This window comes from Vibrio sp. 704 (genome assembly GCF_033339295.1).
This window is the reverse complement of sequence record NZ_JAWOUH010000002.1, coordinates 191,376-218,363: the sequence shown is the minus strand read 5'-3', so window position 1 is coordinate 218,363 and position 26,988 is coordinate 191,376. Positions and strand designations below refer to the sequence as shown.

21 protein-coding genes are annotated in these 26,988 nt (G+C 45.9%); 12 read left to right on the top strand and 9 right to left on the bottom strand.

Features of this window, described 5'->3' with window-relative positions; all coding sequences use genetic code 11:
* Positions 1 to 19 precede the first annotated feature (19 nt).
* The 3 genes from potE (at position 20) to pdxY (ending at position 2,637) form a co-directional block, all read left to right on the top strand.
* A complete protein-coding gene (potE, locus tag R7R24_RS04910; RefSeq protein ID WP_318119455.1) occupies positions 20 to 1,330 on the top strand; it encodes a putrescine-ornithine antiporter in 1,311 nt (436 codons plus the stop codon).
* A 147-nt stretch (positions 1,331 to 1,477) separates the two neighbouring features.
* The gene (locus R7R24_RS04905; RefSeq protein ID WP_005374817.1) at positions 1,478 to 1,666 is read left to right on the top strand and encodes an AbrB/MazE/SpoVT family DNA-binding domain-containing protein; all 189 of its coding nucleotides are present in this window, start codon (positions 1,478 to 1,480) and stop codon (positions 1,664 to 1,666) included.
* A 101-nt stretch (positions 1,667 to 1,767) separates the two neighbouring features.
* Positions 1,768 to 2,637, top strand: coding sequence for a pyridoxal kinase PdxY (pdxY, locus tag R7R24_RS04900; protein WP_054574874.1), 870 nt, complete (start codon positions 1,768 to 1,770; stop codon positions 2,635 to 2,637).
* Between the two features lie 65 nt (positions 2,638 to 2,702).
* On the opposite strand, the gene sstT is transcribed toward pdxY, so the two are convergent.
* From sstT to malT, 7 genes are all read right to left on the bottom strand, one after another.
* Positions 2,703 to 3,920, bottom strand: coding sequence for a serine/threonine transporter SstT (sstT, locus tag R7R24_RS04895; protein ID WP_005374821.1), 1,218 nt, complete (start codon positions 3,918 to 3,920; stop codon positions 2,703 to 2,705).
* Between the two features lie 356 nt (positions 3,921 to 4,276).
* Positions 4,277 to 5,353 carry a ribosome small subunit-dependent GTPase A gene (rsgA, locus tag R7R24_RS04890; protein ID WP_005374823.1) on the bottom strand — a complete coding sequence of 359 codons (1,077 nt, stop codon included), beginning with the start codon at positions 5,351 to 5,353 and terminating at the stop codon, positions 4,277 to 4,279.
* A 276-nt stretch (positions 5,354 to 5,629) separates the two neighbouring features.
* Positions 5,630 to 5,938, bottom strand: coding sequence for a glucose PTS transporter subunit EIIB (locus tag R7R24_RS04885; RefSeq protein ID WP_005374825.1), 309 nt, complete (start codon positions 5,936 to 5,938; stop codon positions 5,630 to 5,632).
* Positions 5,928 to 6,542 (bottom strand): SCO family protein, encoded by a 615-nt coding sequence (locus tag R7R24_RS04880; protein ID WP_005374827.1) that lies wholly within the window; start codon positions 6,540 to 6,542, stop codon positions 5,928 to 5,930. Before R7R24_RS04880 ends, R7R24_RS04885 begins: the two co-directional genes overlap by 11 nt.
* 9 nt (positions 6,543 to 6,551) lie before the next feature.
* A complete protein-coding gene (locus R7R24_RS04875) occupies positions 6,552 to 6,977 on the bottom strand; it encodes a hypothetical protein (RefSeq protein ID WP_031778871.1) in 426 nt (141 codons plus the stop codon).
* 243 nt (positions 6,978 to 7,220) lie between these two features.
* Complete coding sequence (locus R7R24_RS04870) at positions 7,221 to 8,138, bottom strand: DUF368 domain-containing protein (RefSeq protein ID WP_031778872.1); 918 nt, start codon at positions 8,136 to 8,138, stop codon at positions 7,221 to 7,223.
* Positions 8,139 to 8,716: 578 nt separating this feature from the next.
* Positions 8,717 to 11,425 carry an HTH-type transcriptional regulator MalT gene (gene malT, locus R7R24_RS04865; RefSeq protein ID WP_318119454.1) on the bottom strand — a complete coding sequence of 903 codons (2,709 nt, stop codon included), beginning with the start codon at positions 11,423 to 11,425 and terminating at the stop codon, positions 8,717 to 8,719.
* A gap of 734 nt (positions 11,426 to 12,159) precedes the next feature.
* On the opposite strand from malT, the gene R7R24_RS04860 reads away from it, so the two are divergent.
* The 5 genes from R7R24_RS04860 to R7R24_RS04840 all read left to right on the top strand — a co-directional run bounded on the left by R7R24_RS04860 (position 12,160) and on the right by R7R24_RS04840 (position 22,439).
* A complete protein-coding gene (locus R7R24_RS04860) occupies positions 12,160 to 14,613 on the top strand; it encodes a glycogen/starch/alpha-glucan phosphorylase (RefSeq protein WP_005374836.1) in 2,454 nt (817 codons plus the stop codon).
* A gap of 117 nt (positions 14,614 to 14,730) precedes the next feature.
* Positions 14,731 to 16,911, top strand: a complete 2,181-nt coding sequence (gene malQ / locus R7R24_RS04855) for a 4-alpha-glucanotransferase (RefSeq protein WP_005374838.1) — start codon at positions 14,731 to 14,733, stop codon at positions 16,909 to 16,911.
* A gap of 283 nt (positions 16,912 to 17,194) precedes the next feature.
* A complete protein-coding gene (gene glgB, locus R7R24_RS04850) occupies positions 17,195 to 19,387 on the top strand; it encodes a 1,4-alpha-glucan branching protein GlgB (RefSeq protein WP_224721283.1) in 2,193 nt (730 codons plus the stop codon).
* A gap of 136 nt (positions 19,388 to 19,523) precedes the next feature.
* Positions 19,524 to 20,198 carry a monofunctional biosynthetic peptidoglycan transglycosylase gene (gene mtgA, locus R7R24_RS04845; RefSeq protein ID WP_031778873.1) on the top strand — a complete coding sequence of 225 codons (675 nt, stop codon included), beginning with the start codon at positions 19,524 to 19,526 and terminating at the stop codon, positions 20,196 to 20,198.
* A gap of 180 nt (positions 20,199 to 20,378) precedes the next feature.
* Positions 20,379 to 22,439: an alpha-amylase gene (locus R7R24_RS04840; RefSeq protein WP_005374841.1), complete on the top strand. Its 2,061-nt coding sequence runs from the start codon at positions 20,379 to 20,381 to the stop codon at positions 22,437 to 22,439.
* A 69-nt stretch (positions 22,440 to 22,508) separates the two neighbouring features.
* Here the strand turns inward: R7R24_RS04840 and R7R24_RS04835 are convergent, their stop codons facing one another.
* Positions 22,509 to 23,225: a DsbA family protein gene (locus R7R24_RS04835; RefSeq protein WP_005374842.1), complete on the bottom strand. Its 717-nt coding sequence runs from the start codon at positions 23,223 to 23,225 to the stop codon at positions 22,509 to 22,511.
* Positions 23,226 to 23,321: 96 nt separating this feature from the next.
* Positions 23,322 to 23,609 (bottom strand): hypothetical protein, encoded by a 288-nt coding sequence (locus R7R24_RS04830; protein WP_049872671.1) that lies wholly within the window; start codon positions 23,607 to 23,609, stop codon positions 23,322 to 23,324.
* Between the two features lie 448 nt (positions 23,610 to 24,057).
* On the opposite strand from R7R24_RS04830, the gene R7R24_RS04825 reads away from it, so the two are divergent.
* The 4 genes from R7R24_RS04825 to R7R24_RS04810 all read left to right on the top strand — a co-directional run bounded on the left by R7R24_RS04825 (position 24,058) and on the right by R7R24_RS04810 (position 26,983).
* Entirely contained in the window at positions 24,058 to 24,795 is a 738-nt protein-coding gene (locus tag R7R24_RS04825) for a nucleoside recognition domain-containing protein (protein ID WP_318119453.1), read from the top strand.
* On the top strand, positions 24,795 to 25,262 hold the full coding sequence (locus tag R7R24_RS04820; RefSeq protein WP_005374849.1) for a YjiG family protein: 468 nt from the start codon (positions 24,795 to 24,797) through the stop codon (positions 25,260 to 25,262). Before R7R24_RS04825 ends, R7R24_RS04820 begins: the two co-directional genes overlap by 1 nt.
* Before the next feature lie 9 nt (positions 25,263 to 25,271).
* Positions 25,272 to 26,396, top strand: coding sequence for a M20 family metallopeptidase (locus R7R24_RS04815; RefSeq protein WP_005374856.1), 1,125 nt, complete (start codon positions 25,272 to 25,274; stop codon positions 26,394 to 26,396).
* Between the two features lie 212 nt (positions 26,397 to 26,608).
* Entirely contained in the window at positions 26,609 to 26,983 is a 375-nt protein-coding gene (locus R7R24_RS04810; protein ID WP_005374859.1) for a YkvA family protein, read from the top strand.
* The last annotated feature ends 5 nt before the right edge of the window (positions 26,984 to 26,988 follow it).

Genomic DNA, 26,988 nt, shown 5'->3' with positions numbered 1-26,988 from the left:
TATTCGTGGAGAATAATTTATGAGTACTGAAACTAAAAAAATGTCGGTGGTGCAGTTAACCATTCTGACATTCATCAACATGGCCGGCTCCGGCATCATCATGCTGCCAAGTAAACTGGCGCAAGTGGGCACCATTTCTGTGTTGTCTTGGCTGATCACGGCAGCGGGCTCTTTAGCGTTGGCTTACGTGTTCGCAAAATGTGGTCGCTTTAGTAAACGTGACGGCGGTATGAACGGTTACGCGTCTTATGCATTTGGTAAATCGGGTGCATTTATGGCGGGCTGGACTTACGGTTTGTCACTCCTTATTGCGAACATTGCGATCGCGATTACTTGTGTGGGTTACGGCTCCGCATTCTTTGAAGTGACCCTATCTCCGGTCGAAACCTGTTTGTACACTATCGCCATTCTTTGGATTTGTACTTTCGCTAACTTCGGTGGCGCGAAAATCACAGGTCAAATTGGTACATTCACCGTGTGGGGCGTAATCCTACCAGTGTGTTCATTGGGTATTGTTGGGTGGTTCTGGTTTAACCCAACCATGTACATTGAAGCTTGGAACCCACACAGCTTGCCATTTGGTGAAGCGATGAGTGCTTCTATTGCGATGACTCTATGGGCATTCCTTGGTCTTGAATCAGCTTGTGCGAACTCTGAAGCGGTAGAAAACCCAGAGAAGAACGTACCAATCGCAGTGCTAGGCGGTACGCTAATCGCGGCTGTGGTTTACATTGTATCGACAAACATCTGTTCTGGTATCGTTGCAAACTCTGAGCTTGCCGCTTCTACAGCGCCATTCTCAACCGTATGGACAGTGATGCTAGGTTCTGCTGCTGGTAAAGTGGTTGCGGGTATGGCGGTATTGGCTTGTGCGGGCTCTCTATTGGGTTGGCAATTCACTATCGCGTCAGTGTTCAAATCGTCTTCTGACGCGGGCTTCTTCCCTAAATTGTTCTCTCAAGTGGACAAACGCGGCACACCGATCAAAGGTATGATCGCGATTACTATCATCCAATCAGTATTGTCTCTAATGACGATTTCTCCAACGCTGAACGAGCAGTTCGAAGCACTGGTTAACCTAGCGGTAGTAACAAACGTTATTCCTTACATCTTATGTATGGGCGCAATCTTTATTATGCAGCAAGTGGCGCACGTGCCAGAGCGCGAGATGAAAACCACCAACGTTATCGCTCTGATTGGCTCTCTGTACAGCTTCTATGCGCTTTACGGCTCCGGCTACGAAGCGATGATGTGGGGCTCTATCGTAACCTTCCTAGGCTGGAGTGCTTACGGTCTGATTGCTGCGAAGCATGAGCCTTTAGCAAATTAAAAAATAATACAAAAAGAGCCTTCCCAAACGCGGTGTGGAAGGCTCTTTGTTTTTAGGCATTTACGCCAAACCCAAGTCAGCTCAACGTATTTGAGGCTAGACATCCAATGACGTGAAAACTCATTTTCGACATTTGGAGGACGAAAGATGATAAGTCAACCTGTTAAAATCGGTGACGACACCGCCGTAGTCATTCCAAGCGTAATCCTGGCTCAGCTCGGGATAAGGGAAGGAGATACCCTAGAAATCGCACTGAATAAAGACAAAATGGAAATTAAGAAGATGGTGTTGAAAACCAACGCTCCAACTTACTCTGAAGATATTGAGGAGAATTGAGTTAGAGAATCTTGGTTTGTCGGATACACTACTGGTTTCGCAAAACTGGCGCTTGCCGCTGTCTTTGAACTATCGATAACTACAATAAGAGGTAAGGTACTATGCAAGGTATCCTCTCTATACAATCTCATGTTTCTTTTGGTCATGCTGGTAACAGCAGTGCCGTTTTCCCAATGCAACGCATGGGCTTCGAAGTATGGCCGATTCATACCGTTCAATTTTCTAACCACACGCAGTATCAAGAAGGCTGGACTGGGCGAGCGTTTGCGGCTGAAGACATCAGCGAGTTAGTTCGTGGACTTGGTAACATCGGCGCGCTGGAAAAGTGCCAAGCGGTATTGACGGGCTACCAAGGTAGTGCAGAGCAGTGCCTTGCTGTTGAAGATACCGTGACGAAAGTGAAACAAGCAAACCCGAACGCACTTTACGTTTGCGACCCTGTAATGGGCGCGCCAGACAAAGGCTGCATTGTGGCTCCGGGCATTGCTGAAAATCTTCTAACGCGTTTGATGCCAATGGCGGACGTGATCGTTCCGAACCAATTCGAGCTAAGTCAATTTTCTGAGATGGAAATCCACTCACTAGACGATGCGATCACCGCATGCCAACGTGCGCTAGAAAAAGGTCCAAAAGTGGTGCTAGTTAAGCACCTTTACTGCCTAGAAAATGGCAGCTTCAACATGCTATTGGCTACGCAAGAAGGCATTTACCTTGCGAAGCGTCCTCAATTTGAGTTTGCTAAACAACCTGTTGGCGTGGGCGATCTTATTTCAGCTATCTTTACCGCGGGACTCTTAAAAGGCTGGTCTCCCAAGCAAGCTTTCCAACATTGTCATGACGCATGCTACGGGGTGTTAAGTGCAACGTACCATGCAGGCGAATGGGAGCTGCAAACTATTGCTGCGCAGCAAGAGTTTGTTGAGCCAAGTAAGCATTTCTCAATTGAAGAGGTGGCTTTGGTCACCGCGTAATTGAGCGCAATTAAACAAAAAAGGGGAGCCATCATCGGCTCCCCTTTCTCTTTGTTCTGTCAGTCTTACTGAGCTTTTTGCTGCTCTGATTTACAAACTGCTGCCGTAAAGACAACGTCTGTTGAGCTGTTTAGCGCAGTTTCTGCAGAGTCTTGAATCACACCGATAATGAAGCCAACCGCTACAACCTGCATTGCTACGTCGTTTGAGATACCAAACAGGCCACACGCAAGTGGGATAAGTAGTAGAGAGCCACCTGCAACACCTGATGCGCCGCATGCAGAAACCGCAGCCACAATACTGAGCAGTAGCGCAGTCAGTAGATCAACTTCGATACCCATAGTGTGCACAGCTGCAAGCGTTAGTGTTGTGATAGTGATTGCAGCACCAGCCATGTTGATGGTCGCACCTAGAGGGATAGATACTGAGTATGTATCCTCGTCCAGTTTTAGCTTCTCACATAGTGCCATGTTTACTGGAATATTCGCCGCACTTGAACGAGTGAAGAACGCAGTTACACCACTTTCACGTAGACAACGGAATACAAGTGGGTAAGGGTTTTGTTTGGTTTTAACGAACACGATCGCTGGGTTTACAACGAGTGCGATGATCATCATTGCGCCAAGAAGAACCGCCAGAAGGTGTGCGTAGCTTGCTAGTGCGCTAAAGCCCGTTGTCGCAAACGTTGAAGCAACCAAGCCAAAGATACCAAATGGTGCAAGACGAATGATAAAGCGCACAATGTGAGACACGCTGTGGCTTAGATCTTCAAATACGGCCTTCGTTGTTGCCGATGCGTGGTGTAGTGCAAGACCCAGACCCACACCCCAAGCAAGAATGCCGATGTAGTTTGCTTCTACTAGTGCATTTACTGGGTTGTCGACCAGTTTAAACAACAATGTGCGTAGAATTTCAGCAATACCTTGAGGAGGCGTTGCACCTTCAGCGCCGGTGACAAGCGTTAAATTGGTCGGGAAAAGGAAGCTTAGAACCACTGCTGATAGCGCCGCGAAGAATGTACCCATCAGGTACAGTACAACGATTGGGCGCATGTAAGTGTGTTGGTTTTTCTTTTGGTTTGCAATTGAAGCGGCAACCAAAATAAACACAAGAATTGGCGCGATCGCTTTAAGCGCACCGACAAAAAGGCTACCAATTAATCCCGCGCTTTCGGCATGGCTTGGAGAAATTGTCGCGAGCAAAATACCAAAGACGATACCGACAAGGATCTGGACGACGAGGTTACCACGAGCATATCGGGCAACGAGGCTGTTGTGTTGCATACATCATTCCTGCAATTTTATGCCAGAGTGGCAGGGCAATAGTCCATCATTACACGGCGATAATGCCCTTGTATTGCAAGGGGTGAGCATTGCTTCTGGTCACTAAGACACATGATTATCAATTATCCTGTTTTTATAAATTCAGCCATTTTCTTGCTGAATATCACATATCTTAGCTTGGTAATATTTTGTGTCTAGTTTTAGTTTGTTTTTGGATTAAATGTTTGCTCAATGTTATTTAAATAAGATTTTTATGTTGAAAATTATCATTAGTTATGAGTAATGGTTTTTAATAAAGTTGTTAAAAAGGAGACTTTCGTCTCCTTTGATTTTATTGACAACTCAAACGCAACAAATTAATAACTTTGTTGGCGCCTGCGCTTATCATTCATGGCATTGCGAGCAAGTTTACCGAATTGTCGACTTTGTGCTCGTTGCTCTGCCAAAGTCGCGCCGTTAAAGGCTTGTTCTCGCGTTAGTTTTTGATAGTTATTGAAACGACGAACCTCAAGTGTGCCATTTGCAATCGCAGTTTGAACTGCGCAGCCTGGCTCAGTTTGGTGCTTACAATTGCCAAAGCGACAACGCTGAGCGAGCGCCTCAATGTCAGAAAATGCCTCACTGACCCCCGATTCACAATCTGCTAGTTGAAGCTCGCGCATTCCCGGAGTATCAATCAAGATGCCGCCATCAGGTAATAGATGGATAGAGCGCGATGTAGTTGTATGTCGCCCTTTGCTATCGTCTTCACGAATATGCCCAGTTGCCTGTTCTTGTTGCCCGAGTAATGCATTAACAAGAGTTGATTTGCCAACGCCTGAAGAACCGATAAAAGCGAGGGTTTGTCCTTCTTTGCACCAGGTCATGAGTTTAGAAGCACTCTCTATTTCTAAGCCGTTGACTGTCTCTATAGCTAATAGAGGGTCGAGCTTCTGTACTTGGCTTTTTAGTTCATCAGTATTGTCACACAAATCGGCTTTGGAAAGCACGATGACGGGTTCGACTTCGGCTTCATGAGCCAAGGAAAGATAACGTTCAATACGACTTAAATTGAAGTCGTCGTTAAGGGAACAGACGATAAACACTGTATCCACATTGGCTGCGATGAGTTGCTCTGCCACTTTGCTGCCAGCGGCTTTGCGGCTAAAGAGGCTCAAGCGATCCAGTAAGCGAACAAATTGCTGATCTTCATTTAAGATTACCCAGTCTCCGACGGTCATATTGGGTAAAGAATGGTGGGCATTAAGATGAACTTGCCCAGTTTCTGTTGCCAATAAATAACCACTTCGGTGATGCGCAATTACACGAGCAAAGATAGTGTTGTCGTAATCGTCTAATGTCAGTTGTTGCTGAAAAAATGGTTTCCAACCCAATTGTTTTAGAGGGTTTGAAGTTGAAACTAATGTGTCACAAAAAGTATGTGTTTGATTCATTATTGAATTATCCCAGACGCAACAAAGCGCCTTAATACAAATCGCATTAGGGTCTAATTCGGATAGAGTTGACCCCGGTGAAGACCGGGCAGAGAAGGGGAAGTTGTGGTTATGCCACAGAGTTGGTGCTGTTAGGGTTACCCTTGCGATGCCCAGTTAGTGTTATTCAATACAATCATCTTGTGTCCTCTTCGTTGGTTAATAAATAAGTGAGTTAATTAAGCCAAAAGAGTATAGCCGCCGTTTTTTAAAGAGGGTAGCTATACTGCAAAAATATTAACTTTGTTTTGTGATGCGCTCTTCCACAATTTGCGAATACGTGTTGGCTTTTAAGCCGTATATGATTTGGACATGACGATCATCCAATATCACGACGCCATGCGCGCCATGATTTTTGAGTGCGTTCTTATCGATGACGGACGTCTCTCTGAGGGTAAGACGCAGCCGAGTCGCACATGCACCAGTTTCTAGCAGGTTCTCTATGCCCCCAATGGCGTCAATGATCGTGTCGACGTCTTGTTCGACATTGGGGTTGGTATGAGTTAGGAAATTGAAAAATTGCTTCAGCACTGACTTAACCGTCATTTGAAGAGTCTTCGGTCGTTAGTTTTGAAATGGCTTCAACAATCGGTGCCGGTGAGAGCGTATGTGGTACTTTAGTGATTAACGTGCCATCCGGCTTCAAGAAGTAAAAGTAAGAGCTATGATCCAGCGTGTATTTTAGTTCCGAGCCTTCCAATTCTGTCTTGCGGAAAATGACACCATAGTTGTGTGCCAAAGGTGTCGTTACATCAAGTGGTGCCGATAGGCCTTCAATCATTGGATGGAAGTAATGGGCATATTTTGCTGATGCATCGGCCTCATCACGCTCTGGGTCTAAAGAAATGAACATCGGGCGTAGTTGCGCTTTTTGCGCGTCGTCAATTTGATTCAGTGCTCCTGCCAGCATTGCAAGAGAAGTTGGGCAAACGTCTGGGCAGCGAGTAAAGCCAAAATAGACGACTCGGATGCGAGGGTCATTCACATCGAAGATATTGACGGCTTGGTTATTTTCCCCAAACAATACCGTTTGTTGAGAGGTGGAACTGTCCACTTGCTCTGGCTTCGTTTTTTGATTATCTAAATAGCTCTTTACGCCAAACCCGAGTGCGAAAGCAGCTACGAGAAATAGGGACCAATTGCGGCTCATAACGATTCCTTATCTTTGCATTTTTATAGCAGGGTAAACGGTACTCTCTCCATCACTGAGTTCACCAACCCAAGTCATTGCATCCTCCGTGCAAACCGGGAGAATGATGTCACCTTGATATTGGCCAGGAGCGATTTGCTTCAGCAAAAACTTAGGCTCACCCATCTCCATTTCTCTTCCTGAAAGACTTAGGATGAGTTGCTTAGCATCGCTTGTATGCCACTCAACATTTAGAGTGGTAGGAACCAAGGGTTGAGCAGTTTCTGAGTTTAGCGTCATCGTAACATTTTCTTGGACGCAAGAGGTTGTAGAGAGAAAGCAGTATTCATCTATTGACTTGCTTTGAGTGGAAGAAGAAAAGCTTTTTATTAGAGTCGGGGCATAAAATCCCGCAACTAATGCGGCTGAAACAGCGGCGATTTGTAACAGTTTCATTAAGGTTCAGCATTTATCACTTAACATTACGAGCATCGTAGCACAGATGCGCCGCTCGCCAACTCGTGACCTCGGTAAATTGTGCGTTATACCTCGGTGACCAGCTTCTTAGTAACGCGACGGACTTTATTGCATCAAATACAGCAGAGTTTTCAATTGAGATGTTTTGCCCTTAGCCAATAGATAAAAACGGAGCCAATTGGCTCCGTTTTTATTTGGTTCAGTATGTGTTTGATACCAAAGTTATTTATCTGAATCTGCGAATTTCTCTAGACCCAAAACCAGAGCAATGGCTGCAAGCATCATCACGACAGCAAGTACTAACTGAGAAGGTTGTGATGTCACGTGTTCAAATTCAAATGGTGATAGGTTGTGCTGTAGCAATGGCACTTGTTCGCCCTTCGAATTGGTGCGCCAAGTGATGGTTTCTTTCCATGGCCAAATCTTTGGCAACGTACCAATCATTAATCCAGTCAAAAACATCAGGGTGAAATCACGGAACTTGCGTAGTAACCACGACAATAAGTGAGAGAAGGACAGTAAACCGATCACGCAGCCAGACAAAAATAGCGCTAATGTATCGACTTGAAAACCTTTCACTGCGGCTAATACAGGAGCATACATGCCAATCAGCAGCAAAATAAAACTGCCAGAGATACCCGGCAAGATCATCGCACAAATCGCGATAGCTCCAGCGAATAAGGTGTTAATGGCCGTTGGTTCCATGTGTAAAGGTTTGAGCACAGTAATACTATAAGCAAACCCGACACCAACGAGCAGAATGACAAAGCGGACAAGATCGCGTTGCTCAACCTGACGAATAATGTGATACACAGAGACCAAAATCAGACCAAAGAAAAATGACCAAAGTGGGATCGGGTGTGTGTCAAGAAGCCAAGTAATCAACTTTGCTAGCGTTGCAATACTGGTGAAAATGCCGGCAAACAGAGCGATTAGGAAGAATCCGTTGATGTGATTAAACGCGGCTTTAACCCCTTCTTTTCGCCAGATAGAGAAAAGTGAGGGGTTAATGCGTCGAATGCTTTCAAGCAGCGTATCGTAAATACCAGTGATAAACGCGATGGTGCCGCCAGATACACCAGGTACAACATCTGCTGCACCCATGGCGATTCCCTTGAAGAAAGTAATTAAGTAGTTCATTGCTCTAATGCTAAGTCGTTTCGATGGCAGAGAGTATACAAACATTGCGATGAAAAAAGTATGAAATAGTGCTGTAACTACTTGGTTTTATATCCAATCTGTTGCCTATCTTTATTACCCGCCAAGAGACAATGCCGCCGTAACGAGCTTTTAATGCTTGGTTTACATTTTTGAGATGATTAACTCTACTATCAATTATCAATCTTGGTTGCATTATGCAATTGCAATTTGCATTATAAAATTGCATTTTGATAATTTGCGCGTGAGTAAATCCAGCTTATATGAGATCTTGTGCCCAAAAATAAGTCTTTGCATTTTGGCATGATTAATGCATAATACTGCTCGACCCTTCTTAAGCCGAGGGTCACCTAGCCAACTGACGTTGTTAGTGAATACAATTTGTTCACACTAAATATAAGCCAATCGCGATTATTGCGGTTGGCTATTTTTTTATATGAACAACGTTACTTACGTGCTTTGCAAATTGCACTTCTCTTTCTGTCAGTCATAAAAAAGGGCTGACGTGTTACGTCAACCCTTGTGTTTTACTTTACGTTTTAACCCGTTTATCTAGCAGTTCAGTATCCCATTAACTGTAGCAAATTTTCAGCTGTCACAATGGCTTCTTTACGATTAGCAATATTAAGCTTTTGGTACAGGTTGCGAATGTGGGTTTTAATTGTCGTACCTGCCACATCCAGCTCTTGTGCGATTTGCTCGTTACTAAAGCCTGAATAAATCAGCCCCAGAACCTGCCATTCGCGTTGTGTTAATGGGCTAGTACGTACTAGCTCTGGCACATTAGGGTGATTCACCAACTTTTCAATAAAGTCTTCATCAAAGTGAATCGACCGGCTACGTTGATTCGATGAAATGTCCTTCATTAACTGTTGAGCACGGTGACGCTCAAGATCGCCCAGTTCATGGCGGAGGCTCAACTTCTCCAGCAGACCGCCAATGGTTGCACCATCAATCAGGAAGTTTCCGACCATGCCAGTTTGGTTCGTCATTACTAATGCTTCTTTTAACAGAGCCTTGGCTTGCTCCTCATCTTTTTGGCGAGCAGAAAGGACCGCTTCAACCACTAAGTTGCGATTAGTATCTGTGATTAGGTTAGTGCGACGAGCTTCACCTTGGAGAAAATCTAACGCAGCACGAGCGTCGGTATATTGGCCTAAGTTAATGTGGGCGCGAGCAATGTTACGCCATTGCAATTGAGAAAAGTGGTTGCATGCCGATTCAGGACGAACCGCAGTGTTGAGCCATTCTTGCATTGCATCGGTATTCCCGCGCGCTTGCCAAAATAGAATCAACGATAGTGAAGCGTTTGCAGTCCAATCTACGTGGTAAGTCGACTGTTTCATCAAGTGCTGTATATGCTCAATGAATTTACCGGCTTTGTCTAATTCACCGCGTCCAATCGCAATACGCGCCAACATCGAATAGCTATGTAAGTGCTTGCTTGGTGAATGGTTTTCGAGAATTTGCAGACCTTTGTACGCGCATTCTTCCGCTTCATCAAGTCGGTTCCAGCACCAAAGTACTTGCGCGCGAATACGCAGCAAAAATTCATGAAGAGGAACATGCTGAAGCTGCTGATCTTCAATCAGACGAAATGCGGAATCTTGTAGTTCAAAGGCAGCTTGCACGTAACCTTGTGCAATTAAAATCTCGCTTTGCTGCAATATTGCCCATAACGCTTGGTGATATACCTGATACTGACGAGCTAGCTTTTCAGTTTGTTGCATCATCGGCAAAGCACGGTCTAGTTTACCTAGCACGTGGTTAACTTCACCAACAACCGAAGTCGCCACAATTCGGCTACGGTAAATTGTGTTATCAAGTTGGCTAAGCGCTAACTCCGCTAATTCGAGAGCTTTTTCTGGCTGGTTACTGTTGATAGCCACTTGAGCAAGCAACGCGTTTGCTTGACCTTGATAATGAATATCTAACGCAATGTTACGCTTTTTGTGTTCCTCTTCCGCTTCTTCAAGCAGGTGGCCCACTTGGTTATAACGATGCTGACTTTGAGCCAACCATGCTCGGAGCATCGTAAGTTTTGGGTGGCTGAACAACAGATCATCGTCCAACTTGTTAATTGAGCTTTCCAGTGTGCTGAGTTCGCCTTGGTTAAACATCTTCCAGCCGAATTCGTTTAGGATCTCTACCACTAAGTCCTTATCATTCGATTTTTGTGCATGATGAATCGCTTGGTGTGGTGCTTTTTGCTGTAACCAAGCGATAGCAGCATTGCGGTGGAGATCTTTTTCTTGCTGAGGAATACGAGCTTGGCGCTCATGAGACAAAAACTCGCCAAATAAGTTATGGAACCGGAACCAGTTCTGTTCCCCTTCGAGCGGGTAAATGAATAAGCCGTAACGGTTAAGCGATTCAATCATTCCCAGTGCATCTTCGCGTTGGGTAAGGGCAAACACTAGCTCATCATTGAAGTGGTCAAGCACGGATACTTGCATTAAAAAGTGACGAGTTTCGTGATCGAGTAAGTCAAATACTTCTTCGACCAGGTAATCCCACAAGTGCGCGTGATTGAACTGCGATACCGACTCTACAGTTTGTGCCAATGTGCGGTTTTGATGTTGGGCTTGTAATGCGATCAACTGCATCGCCGATGGCCAACCTTCAACATAGGTTCTTAGGCTGTTCGCCATGTCTTCATCGATACCATCGGCGATACGCTGGTTAAAGAAGCGAGTGGTTTCTTCGGTATCAAACGCCAACATCTCGTTGCCGATTTCGATCATTAAATCACGAACACGTAAGTTTGCAGTGCCCAGAGGCGGCGCTGCACGACTGGTTACCACAACGGTGAGGTTGTCTGGCATGTGCTTTAAAAAGAAACGCATGGATTCATGGATTTCATCATTCGTGATTAAATGGTAGTCATCAAGCACCACGTAGCACTCTTGATGAAAGTCAGCCATTTCAGCGAACACTTCGCTAAATAGGGAGCGTAAAGACGAGATCTGACGTTTTTCCGCCAGTTTTTGTGCGTTAGCGCAACTGAAGTTGGTGGCTTTGTTTAATGCTTGAAGCAGATAGTTTACAAAGCGAAAGCCGTCGTTATCGCTGTCATCAATGCTGTACCAACCGACGTTTGGCTTATCGTATAGCCACTGCGCTGCCATTGTCGTTTTTCCGTAACCTGCTGGGGATCGGAATAAAACCAATTTGTAGTAAGGCGCTTGCTGTAGTAAGTCCAACACTCGTGGGCGCACGATGGCATTGTGCAGGCGTCCTGGTCGAGTAAGCTTAGATGGAATCCACATTAGTAGTTATGTCCTTATTTATGTATACCCAAATGACTGCAACGTGATCATTCTAGTAAAGCCCCCTTGAAAGCCGTCTTACTGAATGATGTCATCAGCATCAAAAACACTGTTTGAATGCCGGATAATGTCGCTACTGTTGGGGCTTGCGTCCGTCTGAAAAACCATTCCATACGGTCACTTAGATATAAAAGCTAGCGAAAACTAGAAATAACTCACATCGCCTAATTCTAGTTTGTATAAAAAGCGTACAATCCTGTGAGCTGAGTGGGATGTTACGACATCAGAAATGTTCGTTACTTTGATCCACTTCCTAATTCTCAAGGGTTGATGGATTTACCATCAACTACGCCCTTTATTTGTGATTGTCGTCACTTAAATATCGTTTGTTTCGTTAGCGTTAAGATCGCGTTGCACATAGATTACGAAAAGTTCTTCTACGCTGACCGAGTTAATGTGACCGATATTACAATTTTCACATCATCAGATGAGTGGACTATAAAAAGCGTCATGAACGGGTTTTAACCTTTCTCACATTCCATTGTGATCAAAATCACTAAGAACTGGTGCAAAGTTCACTTTGTTGAGATTTGGATCACTAACCTAGCAATGGTACCCCCTCTACGCCCTCAGCCCTCCTCCTTCAAAGGATGAGAATTAGGAGGATGTTTATTCACAGAGGTAAATGCACGATGTATGGCAGATGAATTACCAAAAGACGTGAGAATTTCGTAATGAAACCTACTCAACAAAAACAATTTGACAAGAAGTCGTTCCAAGAAAGCGTAAAGAAACACCTATCTGTAACTTACGCTCATACGATTGAAAACGCAGACAGCCGCGCATGGTACCTAGCAATGGGGCATGCTCTGGCTGAATTTACTACTCTAGATTTGCTTGCGACAGAAGAAGATCCACGCATTAAAAGTGCGAAGAGCGTTAACTACCTTTCGCTAGAATTCCTTATCGGTCGTTTGACTGGTAACAACCTAATCAGCATGGGTCTGTATGAACAAGTAACAGAAGCAATGGCTGAACTGGGTTACAACCTAACTGATCTGCTAGAAGAAGAGCGCGACCCATCATTGGGTAATGGTGGCCTTGGTCGTCTGGCTGCGTGTTTCATGGATTCATGTGCGGCACAAGAATTCCCAACTGTCGGCTATGGTTTACATTACGAATACGGTCTATTTAAACAGTCATTCAAAGATGGTCGCCAGCAAGAAGCACCTGACGCTTGGCGCGGTGTAGAAGGCTACCCTTGGGAAATTGCGCGTCCAGAACTTGCGCAAGAGATCGGTTTCTACGGTCACGTTGAAGTGATTAACGAGAACGGTAAAGAAGTTCGCAAATGGGTACCAGGCATGACAGTAAGAGCAATGCCTTGGGATCTTCCAATTGTGGGTTACGAATCAGACACGGTTTACCCGCTACGTCTTTGGGAATGTCAGGCGATTGCACCATTCTCACTAGCAAGCTTTAACAATGGTGATTACTTCGAAGCTCAGCACGCACTGATCGACGCAGGTAACATCACTAAAGTGCTTTACCCGAACGACAACCACGAGAAAGGTAAAACACTGCGTCTAATGCAGCAGTACTTCCACTCAGCAGCGTCTGTACGTGACATCCTACGTCGCCACGAAGCTGCGGGCTACTCGCTAGCGGATCTACCTAAGCAAGAGACTATCCAGCTTAACGATACACACCCAACGATTGCGATTCCTGAACTAATGCGCATCCTGATGGATGAAAAAGGTTTAGCTTGGGAAGCGGCTTGGGAAATCAGCTCTAAGACATTTGCGTACACCAACCACACGCTACTTCCAGAAGCACTAGAGACATGGCCAGAGTCGCTAATCCAGCACCTGCTACCACGTCACATGGAGATCATTTACGAGATTAACCACCGCTTCCTACAAGACGTACGTGCAATGTGGCCGGGTGATGTCGCGAAGCAACAGAAGCTTTCTATCATCGAAGAAGGTTTCCACCGCATGGTTCGTATGGCAAACCTATGTGTAATCGGCTCTTACGCAGTAAACGGTGTAGCAGCACTTCACTCTGAATTGGTTAAGAAAGACCTATTCCCAGAGTTCCACGAAATGTACCCGACACGTCTACACAACGTAACGAACGGTATTACGCCACGTCGCTGGTTGAAGTTCTGTAACCCAGGTCTGTCTCAGCTTATCACTGAGAAAGTCGGCCCAGAATGGCCAGCGAAACTAGAGCAACTTGAAGGTATTGCGAAGTACGCTACTGACGCGACATTCCAAAAAGAATTCATGGCAGTGAAGAAAGAGAACAAAGAACGCCTAGCAACTTGGGTGAAAGAGAACATGGGTATCGAGCTCGATACTAATGCAATCTTCGATGTTCAAATCAAGCGTCTGCACGAGTACAAACGTCAGCATCTAGACTTGCTACACGTACTGTCTCTGTACCACCGTATTCTTAATGAACCAGGTTTTGAGTGTACGCCACGCGTTGTGTTCTTCGCAGCAAAAGCAGCACCGGGTTACCACCTAGCGAAAGAAATCATCTTCGCAATCAACAAGATTGCAGACAAGGTGAACAACGATCCTCGCATCGGTAACAAGCTGAAAGTGGTATTCATCCCTGACTACCGCGTGAGCATGGCTGAAATCATTATCCCTGCGGCTGACGTTTCTCAACAAATCTCGCTAGCGGGTAAAGAAGCATCAGGTACAGGTAACATGAAGATGGCGCTAAACGGTGCCCTAACTATCGGTACGATGGATGGTGCGAACGTTGAAATTCGTGAAGAAGTGGGCGATGAGAACATCTACATCTTCGGTCTAGACGTTGAAGGTGTGAAAGCGCTAAAAGCTCAAGGTTATAACCCATTTGACTACTACAACGCGGATCACCTACTCAAAGCGTCCATGGACCTACTACTGGGTGAAGAATTCACTCCAGGTCAACCGGGCCTACTACGTGCAACGTACGATAGCCTGCTGGATGGCGGTGACCCATACCTATGTCTTGCGGACTTCGCATCGTATGTGAAAGCGCACGAAGACATGAGCGAACAATATAAAGATCAAGCTGGCTGGGCGAAGAAGGCCATTCTTAATACCGCCCTTGTTGGCAAGTTCACGTCAGACCGCTCAATCCGAGACTACGTGAACAATATCTGGAAACTTGAAGCGGTGAAACGCTAATAGAACCTAGTTAAGACCAAGGTAGCCAAGCGCTACCTTTGGTCATTTTCCAAAAGAAGTTATTGATAACAATAAAACCCTACATGGAAGGTGTTGGTATTACCTTCGGAGAAAGCGATGAAAGAACAAACAGCATTAAAGAAAGTCGCGGAAATGGCGAGATTGGCTGATAGCTATGTCAGTGCTTGGGGAGATGAGGCTAAAGTGTCTGAGGAGACGCTACGCCGCTTGCTCGCTTCGCTTGGCTACGATACTAGCAGTGATGAAAAACTACTGGCTTCTGCTGAAAAGAAACATAAAAAAGACGTACTAGCCCCTGTTCTTGTTTTACGCGACGGCGAACCAGTCGAAGTGGAACTAAACCTAGGTACGAGTGCTCGTGAGAGTGAATTCAGCTGGCGTTTAGAAACAGAACAAGGAGAGGTACTTGAAGGCTATCTTCAGTCCCAAATTGTTCGTGATGAGCGTGCTGAGGGTGGCCCTCTAGTGTTTGCATTGCCAAAGAACTTGGCTTGGGGTTATCACAAACTGATCATCAGTCGTAAGCGTCGTAAAACACCTTACGAGATGTCATTGATCATTACGCCGAAAGCGTGTTTCAAACAAGACGATCTAAACCAACACAAAAAGCTATGGGGTCCTAGTATCCAGCTTTACACACTGCGTACTCAGCATAACTGGGGCATCGGTGATTTTGGCGACCTAAAACAACTGGTGAGTGATATTGCCTCTCGTGGCGGTGACTTCATTGGCTTGAACCCTATTCACTCGCTGTTCCCTGCGAATCCAGAAGGGGCAAGCCCATACAGCCCGTCTTCTCGTCGTTGGTTGAACATCATGTACATCGACGTAAGCTCTGTACCTGAATTCGCGCTAAGTGCAGAAGCACAACAGCGTGTTGGTAGCGCAGAGTTCCAACAACGTTTACAAAAAGCGCGAGACTCTCATTGGGTGAATTACACCGAAGTTTCGCAACTAAAAATGAGCGTTCTTCCGCTACTATTCAGTGAGTTTAAAGCTCGCCATTTAGACAAAAACACCGATCGCGCTCGTGCCTTCTTGGACTTTGTTGAAAAAGGCGGCGACAGCTTGCTACATCAAGCTGCATTCGATGCACTTCATGCTGATTTACATGCAGAAGATGCAAACATGTGGGGTTGGCCTGTATTCCCTGAGAAATACCGCACATTCGACGCAGCTGGTACTCAGAAGTACATCAAGGATAACCAAGATCGTGTTCACTTGTACATGTACCTGCAATGGATCGCAGACGATCAAATCAAAGAAGCGCAAGCGCTAGCCGAAGAAAAAGGCATGGCTGTGGGTTTGTACCGTGACCTTGCGGTTGGTGTTGCTGATTCTGGTAGTGAAACATGGGCTGATGAAGGCGCGCTAGTATTGGATGCAAGCATCGGTGCGCCACCAGATGTTCTTGGTCCACTAGGTCAAAACTGGGGTCTACCACCGCTAAACCCACAAGTGTTGGAAGCAACTGGCTACGATGCATACATCAAGCTACTGCGTGCAAACATGAAACACTGCGGTGCGCTGCGTATTGACCACGTTCTTGGTCTACTTCGTCTATGGTGGATTCCAAAAGGCGAGAAAGCGACAGAAGGTGCTTACCTGTACTACCCAGTTGAAGACATGCTAGCAATCCTAGCGCTAGAATCTCATCGTCATCAGTGTTCTGTAATCGGTGAAGACTTGGGTACTGTGCCTGATGAAATCGTGGATATCCTTCGTGATGCGGGTGTGCATTCGTACAAAGTCTTCTTCTTCGAAACATCAAAAGACGACGGCGGTTTTATTTCTCCGAAGCACTACGCTGAGCAGTCTATGGCTGCGCTGTGTACGCACGATATGCCAACACTACGCGGTTTCTGGCACTGTGATGACTTGAAGATGGGGCGTGAGATTGGTCTGTACCCTGATGAGCAGCAGTTGGAAGGCCTATTCGCTGACCGCTTGAAGTGCAAACAAGGCATTCTAGACAGTGTTCGCTGGCATGGCTATTTGCCAGAAGGCATTGGTCATGATGCTCAGTACGTGCCAATGGATTCATACCTAAGCGAAGCGCTGCAACTGCACGTAGCCGCGGGTGACTCTGCACTGCTTAGTGTTCAGCTTGAAGACTGGCTAGAAATGGATCAACCGGTCAATATTCCTGGTACGGTGGATGAGTATCCAAACTGGCGTCGTAAATTGTCGATGAACCTAGATGAAATCTTCAGCCGTGAAGATGTGAACCGTATTTCTAAACGCCTTACTGAAGTTCGTGCACAGGCGAGTAAGTAAGATGCCTAGAGTGGCGTAGATGGACGAGCTGATTACCAATTTTGTTAGCTCAGAGGTACGAAAGTTCCGTCTAGGTCACTCATTCCTAAAACACAATCCGTTAGGATGAAGTACCGTTATTATGCCCGCGACAATAGCGGGCATTTTTGTATTTTGACGCCGTTTACGCAACGAACGTGAGAAGCGGAGTCTTTTTGTGAGTTCACAACGTTGGCTGTGGAGAAACCGATGTTTGATTCAGATCTCTGGTCTTGAAAAGGATGTTGGCTCTAGGGAGAAAGATTTGAAAACCACCAAAACCAAGAAAATAAAGAAACAACACGAACGCGCATACGAACTGCTTGCTGAGGCGGCTTACTCAGATCCATTTGCGGCGCTGGGTCCTTTCATTGACGACGAAGCTTCGCTGAGAGTTTGGATGCCGGGCGCAAACAAGGTTGAACTGCTTGTTAATGGTGAACCTCGCGTGGCGCTTGAGCGTGATGGCGACAGCGGTTTCATCTTAAAAGAGCAACGCGATTTACACCTGACCCACTACCGTTTAGCGGTCGATTGGAATGGTGTTGAACAAATTATTGATGACCCGTACCAGTACCACAATATCTACCAAGAGTACGAGCATCTGCATACGCCAAAAGACATGTATCACTACATGGGCGCACACTTTGTCACGCTAGAACGTGGCGGTGAAAACATCTCTGGTGTGCGTTTCCTTGTTTATGCACCACATGCATCTGCTGTTAGCCTTGTGGGTTGCTTCAACCAATGGGATGGCCGTCGTCATCCAATGCAACGCTTAGACTACGGTATCTGGGGCCTATTCATTCCTGGTTTGGAAGAGGGGGTACAATACAAATTTGAGCTCAAAGGGCCAAATGGGGAAGGGTTGCCACACAAACAAGACCCTTGGGGTTTCTACTCTGAGCAATACCCATCGTTCGCATCCATTACCTACGATCACAAGCGTTACCAATGGCAAGATGCGAAATGGCAAAACCGTGCAGTGACACAAAAGCGTGATGAAGCGTTATCGTTTTACGAGCTACATGCTGGATCATGGAAGCGCGACGAGAACGGTGATTTCCTGAACTACCGCGAACTCGCGGAGCAGTTGGTGCCATACCTTGTGGATATGGGCTACACCCACGTTGAGCTGATGCCTGTGTCTGAGCATCCATTCTATGGTTCATGGGGCTATCAACCTGTTGGCTTGTTTGCACCAACTAGCCGTTTTGGCTCACCTGATGATTTCAAATTCTTCGTGGATGCGTGTCACCAAGCTGGTATCGGTGTAGTGCTGGATTGGGTTCCTGCGCATTTCCCATCGGATGATCATGGTTTAGCTAACTTTGATGGTACGCCTCTGTTCCATGATCCAGATCCTCGTCGCGGTTGGCACCAAGATTGGAACTCCTACATTTACGATTTAGGCCGTGAACATGTACGTCGCTTCCTTGTCTCGAATGCGCTGTACTGGTTTGAACAATTCCATATTGATGGCATTCGTGTCGATGCTGTTGCGTCGATGCTCTATCTCGATTATTCACGTAGCCACGATCAGTGGGTCCCGAACGTTGATGGTGGCAACGAAAACTACGACGCAATCGCAACCTTAAAATGGATGAACGAAGAAGTGTACAAGCACTTCCCGAATGCGATGACGATTGCGGAAGAGTCAACGGCGTTTCCGGGTGTGTCTGCGCCAACCTTTATGGGTGGTTTAGGCTTTGGCTTCAAGTGGAATATGGGGTGGATGCACGACAGTCTTTCATACATCAAAGAAGATCCTGTTCACCGTAAATACCACCACAATACCATCACCTTCCCGCTGGTTTATGCGCACAGCGAAAACTACGTCTTGTCTCTCTCTCACGACGAGGTGGTGTACGGAAAAGGCTCTATCCATAACAAGATGCCGGGCGATGAATGGCAGCAAACCGCAAACCTACGTGCATACTACGGTTATATGTATGGTCAACCGGGCAAAAAGCTGAACTTCATGGGCGCGGAAATCGGCCAAACGGCGGAGTGGAACCACGATGATCAGTTGCAATGGTTCTTGCTGGAATACGAACGTCATCAAGGCGTTCAAAAGCTGATGCGCGATTTGAACCACTTGTACCGAAATGAAGCGGCGATGCACGATCAAGATTGTGTTCCTGCTGGTTTTGAGTGGCGTCTACAAGACGAGGCAGATGCAAGCATCCTAGCGCACGAGCGTATCAGTAAAGAGGGTGAGCGTATTCTCATCATCACCAACTTTACGCCCGTACCACACGAGCGTTTCCGTTTAGGTGTTCCAAATGCAGGTCAATACGAACTGCTGCTGAACACGGACGACAGCAAATACGGCGGAAGCGATTTTAAAGTGCTGACCAGTGTGAAAACGGAACAAGTCGAAAGTGAATCACTGCCTCAATCACTTGAGCTTCGTTTGCCTCCACTTTCAACCGTGTTCTACAAGCTGCACAAATAATTTAGTCTAATCAAATTCTAAGCCCGTTTTACATTGTAAATCGGGCTTTTTTTAACCAAGTTTTCACTAACGATAAACAGACTGCATACTCTATACTTGCATCATATTGTTTTATGAAATCAGGCTAGGTCGGACTTTGAGAAAGATTAAATCCCTTCTGTTCAATATCTTATTGGTGCTTTTGCTTTTACCAGTGATGCTCGTTGGCATAGTGAAATACATCGATCCACCAATTTGGGGATGGAAGATCAGCCGCATAATTTCTCCTCCTGAAGGATTTCCTGAAGAGAGTCAAAATGAATGGGTGCCTTTGAGTGATATTTCTAAACACATTCAACTGGCCGTGATTGCGACAGAAGATCAAAAGTTCCCGACCCATTACGGAGTGGATTTTGATTCCTTGTTTAAAGTGATCTCAGAGTCTGGCGAGAGCGGTCCCTCTCGCGGTGCGAGCACGATTACTCAGCAAACTGCAAAGAACGTGTTTCTGTTTCCTTCACACTCTTATGTGCGCAAAGCGTATGAGCTTTATTTTGCTCTGCTGATGGAAGCAATGTGGAGTAAAAAACGCATTCTTGAAGTGTATTTGAATGTGGTGGAGTTTGGTCCAGGTATTTATGGCGCGGAAGCCGCTGCGCAAAACTACTTTGGTATTCCTGCTAAACAACTTTCAACACGCCAAGCAGCAAGGCTTGCGGTGGTGCTGCCAAATCCGTATCGCATCAAAGTTTACCCTCAGACTTCTTACACCATCAGCCGCGTCAATTGGGCGATGAGACAAATGCGTAACCTTGGTAGCGTTCAGCTTTAAACTCCTTTTTACCCTGCTCATAAGTAGAACTACGCCCCCATAAAAGCAAAATGTGAAGCGTCACAAGCTTTAGGGCGTAGCTTTTCAGAATGATGCGCTCAGTTTTTCATCCATTTACTATTAGTGTGAATAAAACTACAACACGAATACTGCGCCTATGCGCAACCAATGGACTGAACGATGAAACTGAATCTGATTACGACTACCTTATTGCTTGCATCGGCAAGTGCCATCGCCGAGCCAAACATCACCATTTCTACCACGACCAACAGCCGTGACTTTCCGTTAAGTGCAGAGCAGCCTTTGGTTGTGCCCTTAACCAAAGACGGATACACGCTCAAAATCACGGGTGTTGAAGGCGACTGTGTCGCGCCTGATGGCCAGAAGGTCAAATTCAACAAACCTATCGCGCTGAACTGCGGAAAACCAACAGAACTGCCGTTAAAAATCCGTTTTACTGGCGATTACTCTTTTGCTTTTGATGCGGAAGCGAAAACACTGCGCTTCAAGCGTGAACCTAAGAAAGCCGCCAAGACTGAATTCAAACGCCCAATCCCACAAGTGCAATGTGAGGTTTACCAAGGCGGCGAAGTCACCATCGCGCTGGGTGACAGTTTCCCCGATGGCACCAAGTTGCGTGATGCCTATTCTGGTCAAATGGTCGAAGTAAAAGATCAGCAAGTATCGCTGACGCCAAGCAAAGACTCAGGCGGTTTGGTGCTACTAGAGCCAGTGAAGAAAACCAAAGAAGCAGTACCGTTTGATTACCGTAATGCCAATATTTACTTCGTGATGGTCGACCGTTTCAACAATGCCGATACCAGCAATGATAACAGCTATGGTCGCAAGAAAGACGGTAAAGAAGAGGTTGGTACCTTTCACGGTGGTGACCTAAAAGGTGTGATCGAAAAGCTAGATTACATAAAGAGCCTAGGTACAGATGCAATTTGGTTGTCGCCAATCGTTGAGCAAGTACACGGTTTTGTGGGCGGCGGCGATAGCGGCTCATTCCCATTTTACGCTTACCACGGTTACTGGACGCGTGACTTTACCAAGATTGATGAGAACTTCGGTAACGAAGCTGATCTTAAAAAGCTGGTGGAAGAGGCACATAAACGTGGCCTTAAAGTCTTGATGGACGCAGTAATCAACCACACTGGTTACTCAACGTTAGCCGATTTGCAATTTGACGGTATTGAGGTGTTAAAACCAAACGCTGACCTACCTAAGAAATGGGGGGATTGGAAACCAAAAGCGGGCGAAAACTGGCATAGCTACCACCAGAATATTGATTACCAGAGTCCAAACTGGGCGAAATGGTGGGGCGGTGACTGGGTAAGAACAGGTCTACCGGGATACCCAGTTCCGGGCAGCAGTGATATCACCATGTCATTGGCGGGTTTGCCAGACTTTATCACTGAATCAGACAAAGCCGTGAAGCCAGCTCAATGGCTATTGGATAACCCTGGCACTCGCGTTGAGGAGCGTGACAATTACACCGTCTCGGACTACCTAATTGAGTGGCAAACTGATTGGGTGAAACGCTTTGGTATTGATGGTTACCGTGTCGACACGGTGAAGCACGTTGAAGGCGATGTGTGGAAACGCTTGAAAGAAGAGGCATCAAGCAGCCTTGAGCAGTGGCGTAAAGAGAACGGTAAGTCAGGTCAGCCATTCTGGATGATGGGTGAAGTATGGGGACATACCGCTTATCGCAGCCCTTACTTTGACGATGGCTTTGACGCGTTGATTAACTTCGATATGCAGAAGAAATTAGACAAAGGCGCGGCGTGTTTCAGCCAAATGGCAGACACCTACCAAAGTTACGCAGATACTATCGCCAATGAGAAAGACTTCAACCCAGTGAGCTACATGTCTTCTCACGATACGGAGTTGTTCTTCTCTCGCTTCAAAGATTACGGTATGCAGCGTAACGCCGCGAATGCACTGCTTCTGAGTCCTGGTGCTGTTCAGGTTTATTATGGTGATGAAGTTGGTCGTAACATTGGTCCTTACGCGGACGATTTCCACCAAGGCACTCGTTCTGACATGGTATGGAAGCTATCTGATGAGAAGCAAGCGCTGCTCAAACACTGGCAAACTCTTGGTCAGTTCCGTAAAGCGCACCCAGCGATTGGTGCGGGTCAGCATCAAGTAATTGAACAAGAAGGCGCGTACGTGTTCTCTCGCTCGCTTGGCAATGACAAAGTCGTTGTGGCGTTTGTGGGTCGCGACAAGTAGTTAGAACTTCGTTTTAAGCCTAGATAGAAAAAGCCCTTCCTTGAGTTATCAGGGAAGGGCTTTGTTGTATTAGTTCGCCAGTTCTTGGTCGATGACTTTTTCTAGCTCGTCAAACGGCACATAGCCAGGAATGACTTGATCATTAATGATCAACGCGGGCGTGCCGCGTAAACCAAGTTGCGTGAAATACTGATAGTTTTTATCAAGCAACGCCTTGGTCTCTTTGTCGTCGACAAGCTGTGCTTCTGTCCCCGTTTTTTTCGCGATTTGATTTAAGGAACGTGCGTCATGTGCGCCCGGTTTTTTCACCAATAACTCATGCACTTGTTCGTACTTATCTCGCTGGTTTTGCCAAACATTTAATGCGTAACTTGCCGAGTTGTAGCCGTTTTTCTCGTATTGTTCTTTAAAAGAGACATTGAGGTTAAGCACTTTTACCTGCGGATATTCCTTACCAACTTTGACCAGCTCTCCTTCTAAACGTTTACAAAAAGGGCAGCTGTAGTCTGTTACGTTAATAATGGTTAACTCAGGGTTTTCAGCACCAAAAGAGGAATGTTTGCCATCACTTAGATATTGACGAACCTCCTTCAAGGTGTCGCCAAATGACTGTTGATACGCAATGTACTCTTGAAGGTTTTGGTGCAATGAATCAAGAATTTGAGGGTTTTCTTTTAGTATCTGAGTAACTTCCTCTAGCTTTTGTTCTGCGGTCTTTTCTGATGCGAAAGATACGGCAGGTACGATAGCCATCGTTAACGCCAAAAGTGTACGAGTGAATGTCATAATATTTCCTAAAACTTTTAAATTTCGTTGTTTGTTATGTGAAGTGAATAAAATATGTACAAAAGTCAGGCAGAAAGGTCTCTCGCCTTGCTGGCTTTATTCTCTAAACACGCAAAGTTTTAGGTGAACCCGATACTTTTCCGGTATCGGTTCTGTGTATTCCAGATAGCGAATTGCTGTGGTTGTCATCGGCAGCGCCACAATCAAAGCAAACAGAAAAAATGGAATAAGAATATGATCAAACTGATGTTGGTACGCTTGAACCAACTTTTCTGAAAGGTCGCAAGATGGTGATAAATTCACGCTTTCATCTTGCTGACTCTGTATTTGGTGAGCCTTTGGGCAGCTTTTCGAGAAACCAGAATTTTGGCTTAAGCATATCATCACCACCCAAAGCACGAGGGCGAGTGTCCATTTGGCTATTTTATATTGTGAGCGTAACAATGGGTCGTATAGTCCTGTTAATTCTGGTTTATGCCGTTTACATATGACCGGACCATCCTAACCTAAATTTCGTGGCTGAATGTTACTTTCGAGTTAATCGATATTGCCTCAATGCCAAAGTATGAAGTACGTCATGAATGTTGTAGAAAGCAATATTCGTCAGAATCATTTTTTGAGTTGATGAAGAAGTCGTGAGCTATCGACATAGATTAATATACCTAATTGTTAGCACAAATTTTTATTATCTTTCAATTGTGATTGAAATCATAAAACAAAACTTCATAACTGAGTCGCGATAATGTTCGGCAGGCGGATTGATTTTGATCATCTCTCTAGCACATTATTCAGGTGAACATATGTGTTAAGTTCCACATGTGTAGGTAATGTTATGAAAATTCCTGTTCAAACTGAGCGTAAAGTTACACTGGGGTGCTACGTTGCTCTGGCGTTTGCGGTTGTGTTCTTTTCTGGCCTGATGCAATCTAGCGAATGGTACGGTGTATTCGACTTTACAACGCTCAATGGCTCTTTCGGCAAGGTGGCGTATGGTGTCACCGAAACGGCTTACGGTGTGCAAGTTGCAACAACGTCGCTTCGCGGTACTGGTGGTAGCGGTGCTCGTGACGGTTTCATTTTCGCACTTACTTTGATTCCAACTGTTATGTTCGCCTTAGGTATGATCAACGTACTTGAGCACTACGGTGCACTTGAAGCAGCTCGTAAGCTTCTTACTCCTCTTCTACGTCCTCTAATGGGCATCCCTGGTAACTCTGGTCTGGCTTTAATTGCTTCTCTACAAAGTACCGATGCAGGTGCGGCAATGACGCGTCAGCTAAAAGATGAAGGTCACCTAACTAAGCGTGAAACGGACGTATTTACCATGTTCCAGTTCACTGCAGGTGCAACCATCGTGAACTTCTTCTCATCGGGTGCTGTGCTGTTCACACTGACGATGGCTGACGGCTCTCTAGCAGTAACGTCTTCTATTGGTTTAGCAGTTGTGGTGATGTTCGCATTTAAGATCATCGGCGCGAACCTGTTCCGTATCTACCTGAACATGACGGAAGGTAAAGAAGACAAGCAAGACCAAAACAAATCAGAGAACCTAAAAGAGGAGACGGCATAATGGGTGACGTTAAAGCGAAAAAACCAATGGTGACGGATATCTTCGTCGAGGGTGCTAAGAAAGGCTGGGTAATTGCGACTACCTCTACGGTGCCTAACGTATTGATGGCGTTCGTTATCATCAAAGCGCTTCAAATCACTGGCGCGTTGGATCTGATGGGCACGGTGTTTTCTCCAATCATGGCAGTGTTTGGTCTTCCGGGTGAAGCAGCAGCGGTATTGATCGGTGCTTGGATGTCGATGGGCGGTGCGGTTGGCGTAGTGATTACGCTGTTTGACCAAGGTATCCTGAACGGTACGCACATTGCGATTCTTGCGCCTGCTATCTACCTAATGGGCTCTCAAGTTCAGTACATGGGTCGTATCATGGGTCCAATTGGTACTGAAGGTCGTTACATCCCAGTTATGATTGCAATCTCAGTATTGAACGCGTTTGGCGCAATGCTGGTGATGAATCTGTTTGTCTAGGAGTGAGTCATGCAATTCTCTCTAAATGAATATCTAGAAGAGCTACGTCCGCTGATTAATGTGGATTGTGGCACTTACACGACTGATGGTATCGAGTTTATCGCTTCTCAATTTGAAGAGAAGTACCAAGCGATGTCAGGTTGGAGCGTAAAACGCATCGACTGTGGCAGAGCGGGCATCGGTCTTGAAGTTCGAAACAAGCCGGAAGCTGAGCAAATCGACGTAATGCTGATTGGTCACATGGATACCGTGTTCCCTGTGGGTACTGCTGAGCTTCGTCCAATGTCTCAAGATGCAGAGAAAGCCTACGGTCCGGGCGTCTCGGACATGAAATCTGGCTTGCTGAACATCGTATACGCGATGCGCAATCTAGACCAAGCGGTGTTGGATAAGTTGTCTATCGCTATCTGCATGAACCCAGATGAAGAGACTGGCTCTCTGGACTCTGTGGATTGGATTCAATCAGTTGCGAAAAACGCTAAGAATGTGCTGGTTGCAGAAGCAGCACGTGCAGACGGTGGTTTAGTGAAAGCGCGCAAAGGCATGGCTCGCTACAAAATGACCTTTAATGGCGTTGCTGCTCACGCAGGTAACGAGCCAGAAAACGGCCGCAGCGCAATCACTGAGATGGCGAATTGGATTCTGGCTGTCAATGCAATGACCAACTTTGAATCTGGTACTACGCTGAACGTCGGCATTGTTTCTGGCGGCAACGGTGCGAACATCGTCCCTGAGCACGCGGAAGCGATCGTGGATGTGCGTTTCTGGAGCAACGAAGAATACGATGATGTCGATAGCAAGCTAAATGGCATGCTGGAAACACCATTCGTTGATGGCGTGAGAATTGAGTTGGTTCGTGAAGCTTATAAGCCTTCTATGGTGCCAAGCCCACAAACAGAAAGCCTGATGATGCTAGTTGAAGAAGCCGCAAGTGAACTGGCGATCGACATCAACTGGAAAGAAGTAGGTGGTGGCTCTGATGCAAACAACACGGCGATTCTTGGTGTTCCAACTTTGGATGGTCTAGGACCTATCGGTGCGGGCTTCCACAGCGATCAAGAGTACTTGTTGCTTGAGTCTATTGAACCAAGTATCAAAATGTTGATACGTGTACTGGAGAAGATTGTTCAATAAGGCATTCTGCTTCTAAAGCTTGGCTCCCAAAGCTTTTGGTTTCAAAACTTTTGTTTTCCAAGACTTTTTGTTTCCAAGGCAATAATCCCCGGACTTCGGTTTGGGGATTTTTCTATCTGTGTTTCACTTTACTATCATTTCTTGTTATTAATCTTGCGTTCAGGTTCGATTTATTAATATGTTGGACATAGTCATAAATTTCGGAGGCAACGATGACCACAACAATGTCTGTAAAATCGGCGCCGAAAGACGCCAAAGATCAAACGATGCAAGCGCCAGATGAGAAAACATTCTGGCGAAAAATGAAAGGGTCGGTTAAGAAAGCGGGTGAAGAAATTGCCGTAATGGGCATAAAATCATGGCTCGCGATGGCAGATTCCAACACCTCTGTTCGCCACAAGGCTATTTTAGGTGGCGCGCTGGCTTACTTCGTCCTACCAACAGATATGGTGCCAGACGTACTAGCTGGCGTCGGTTTTACCGATGATATGGCGGCACTTACCTTAGCCGCGAACTCAGTCGGTAATGCCATCACTAAAGAACACGAAGCACAAGCCAGAGAAAAACTGAATTCGATGTCTGATTAAGTTGA

Bases quoted from the DNA above. Each gene is read 5' to 3' on its own strand.
- potE (WP_318119455.1), top strand. From the start codon at position 20: ATGAGTACTGAAACTAAAAAAATGTCGGTGGTGCAGTTAACCATTCTG.
- R7R24_RS04905 (WP_005374817.1), top strand. From the start codon at position 1,478: ATGATAAGTCAACCTGTTAAAATCGGTGACGACACCGCCGTAGTCATT.
- pdxY (WP_054574874.1), top strand. From the start codon at position 1,768: ATGCAAGGTATCCTCTCTATACAATCTCATGTTTCTTTTGGTCATGCT.
- sstT (WP_005374821.1), bottom strand. From the start codon at position 3,920: ATGCAACACAACAGCCTCGTTGCCCGATATGCTCGTGGTAACCTCGTC.
- rsgA (WP_005374823.1), bottom strand. From the start codon at position 5,353: ATGAATCAAACACATACTTTTTGTGACACATTAGTTTCAACTTCAAAC.
- R7R24_RS04885 (WP_005374825.1), bottom strand. From the start codon at position 5,938: ATGACGGTTAAGTCAGTGCTGAAGCAATTTTTCAATTTCCTAACTCAT.
- R7R24_RS04880 (WP_005374827.1), bottom strand. From the start codon at position 6,542: ATGAGCCGCAATTGGTCCCTATTTCTCGTAGCTGCTTTCGCACTCGGG.
- R7R24_RS04875 (WP_031778871.1), bottom strand. From the start codon at position 6,977: ATGAAACTGTTACAAATCGCCGCTGTTTCAGCCGCATTAGTTGCGGGA.
- R7R24_RS04870 (WP_031778872.1), bottom strand. From the start codon at position 8,138: ATGAACTACTTAATTACTTTCTTCAAGGGAATCGCCATGGGTGCAGCA.
- malT (WP_318119454.1), bottom strand. From the start codon at position 11,425: ATGTGGATTCCATCTAAGCTTACTCGACCAGGACGCCTGCACAATGCC.
- R7R24_RS04860 (WP_005374836.1), top strand. From the start codon at position 12,160: ATGAAACCTACTCAACAAAAACAATTTGACAAGAAGTCGTTCCAAGAA.
- malQ (WP_005374838.1), top strand. From the start codon at position 14,731: ATGAAAGAACAAACAGCATTAAAGAAAGTCGCGGAAATGGCGAGATTG.
- R7R24_RS04840 (WP_005374841.1), top strand. From the start codon at position 20,379: ATGAAACTGAATCTGATTACGACTACCTTATTGCTTGCATCGGCAAGT.
- R7R24_RS04835 (WP_005374842.1), bottom strand. From the start codon at position 23,225: ATGACATTCACTCGTACACTTTTGGCGTTAACGATGGCTATCGTACCT.
- R7R24_RS04830 (WP_049872671.1), bottom strand. From the start codon at position 23,609: ATGATATGCTTAAGCCAAAATTCTGGTTTCTCGAAAAGCTGCCCAAAG.
- R7R24_RS04825 (WP_318119453.1), top strand. From the start codon at position 24,058: ATGAAAATTCCTGTTCAAACTGAGCGTAAAGTTACACTGGGGTGCTAC.
- R7R24_RS04820 (WP_005374849.1), top strand. From the start codon at position 24,795: ATGGGTGACGTTAAAGCGAAAAAACCAATGGTGACGGATATCTTCGTC.
- R7R24_RS04815 (WP_005374856.1), top strand. From the start codon at position 25,272: ATGCAATTCTCTCTAAATGAATATCTAGAAGAGCTACGTCCGCTGATT.
- R7R24_RS04810 (WP_005374859.1), top strand. From the start codon at position 26,609: ATGACCACAACAATGTCTGTAAAATCGGCGCCGAAAGACGCCAAAGAT.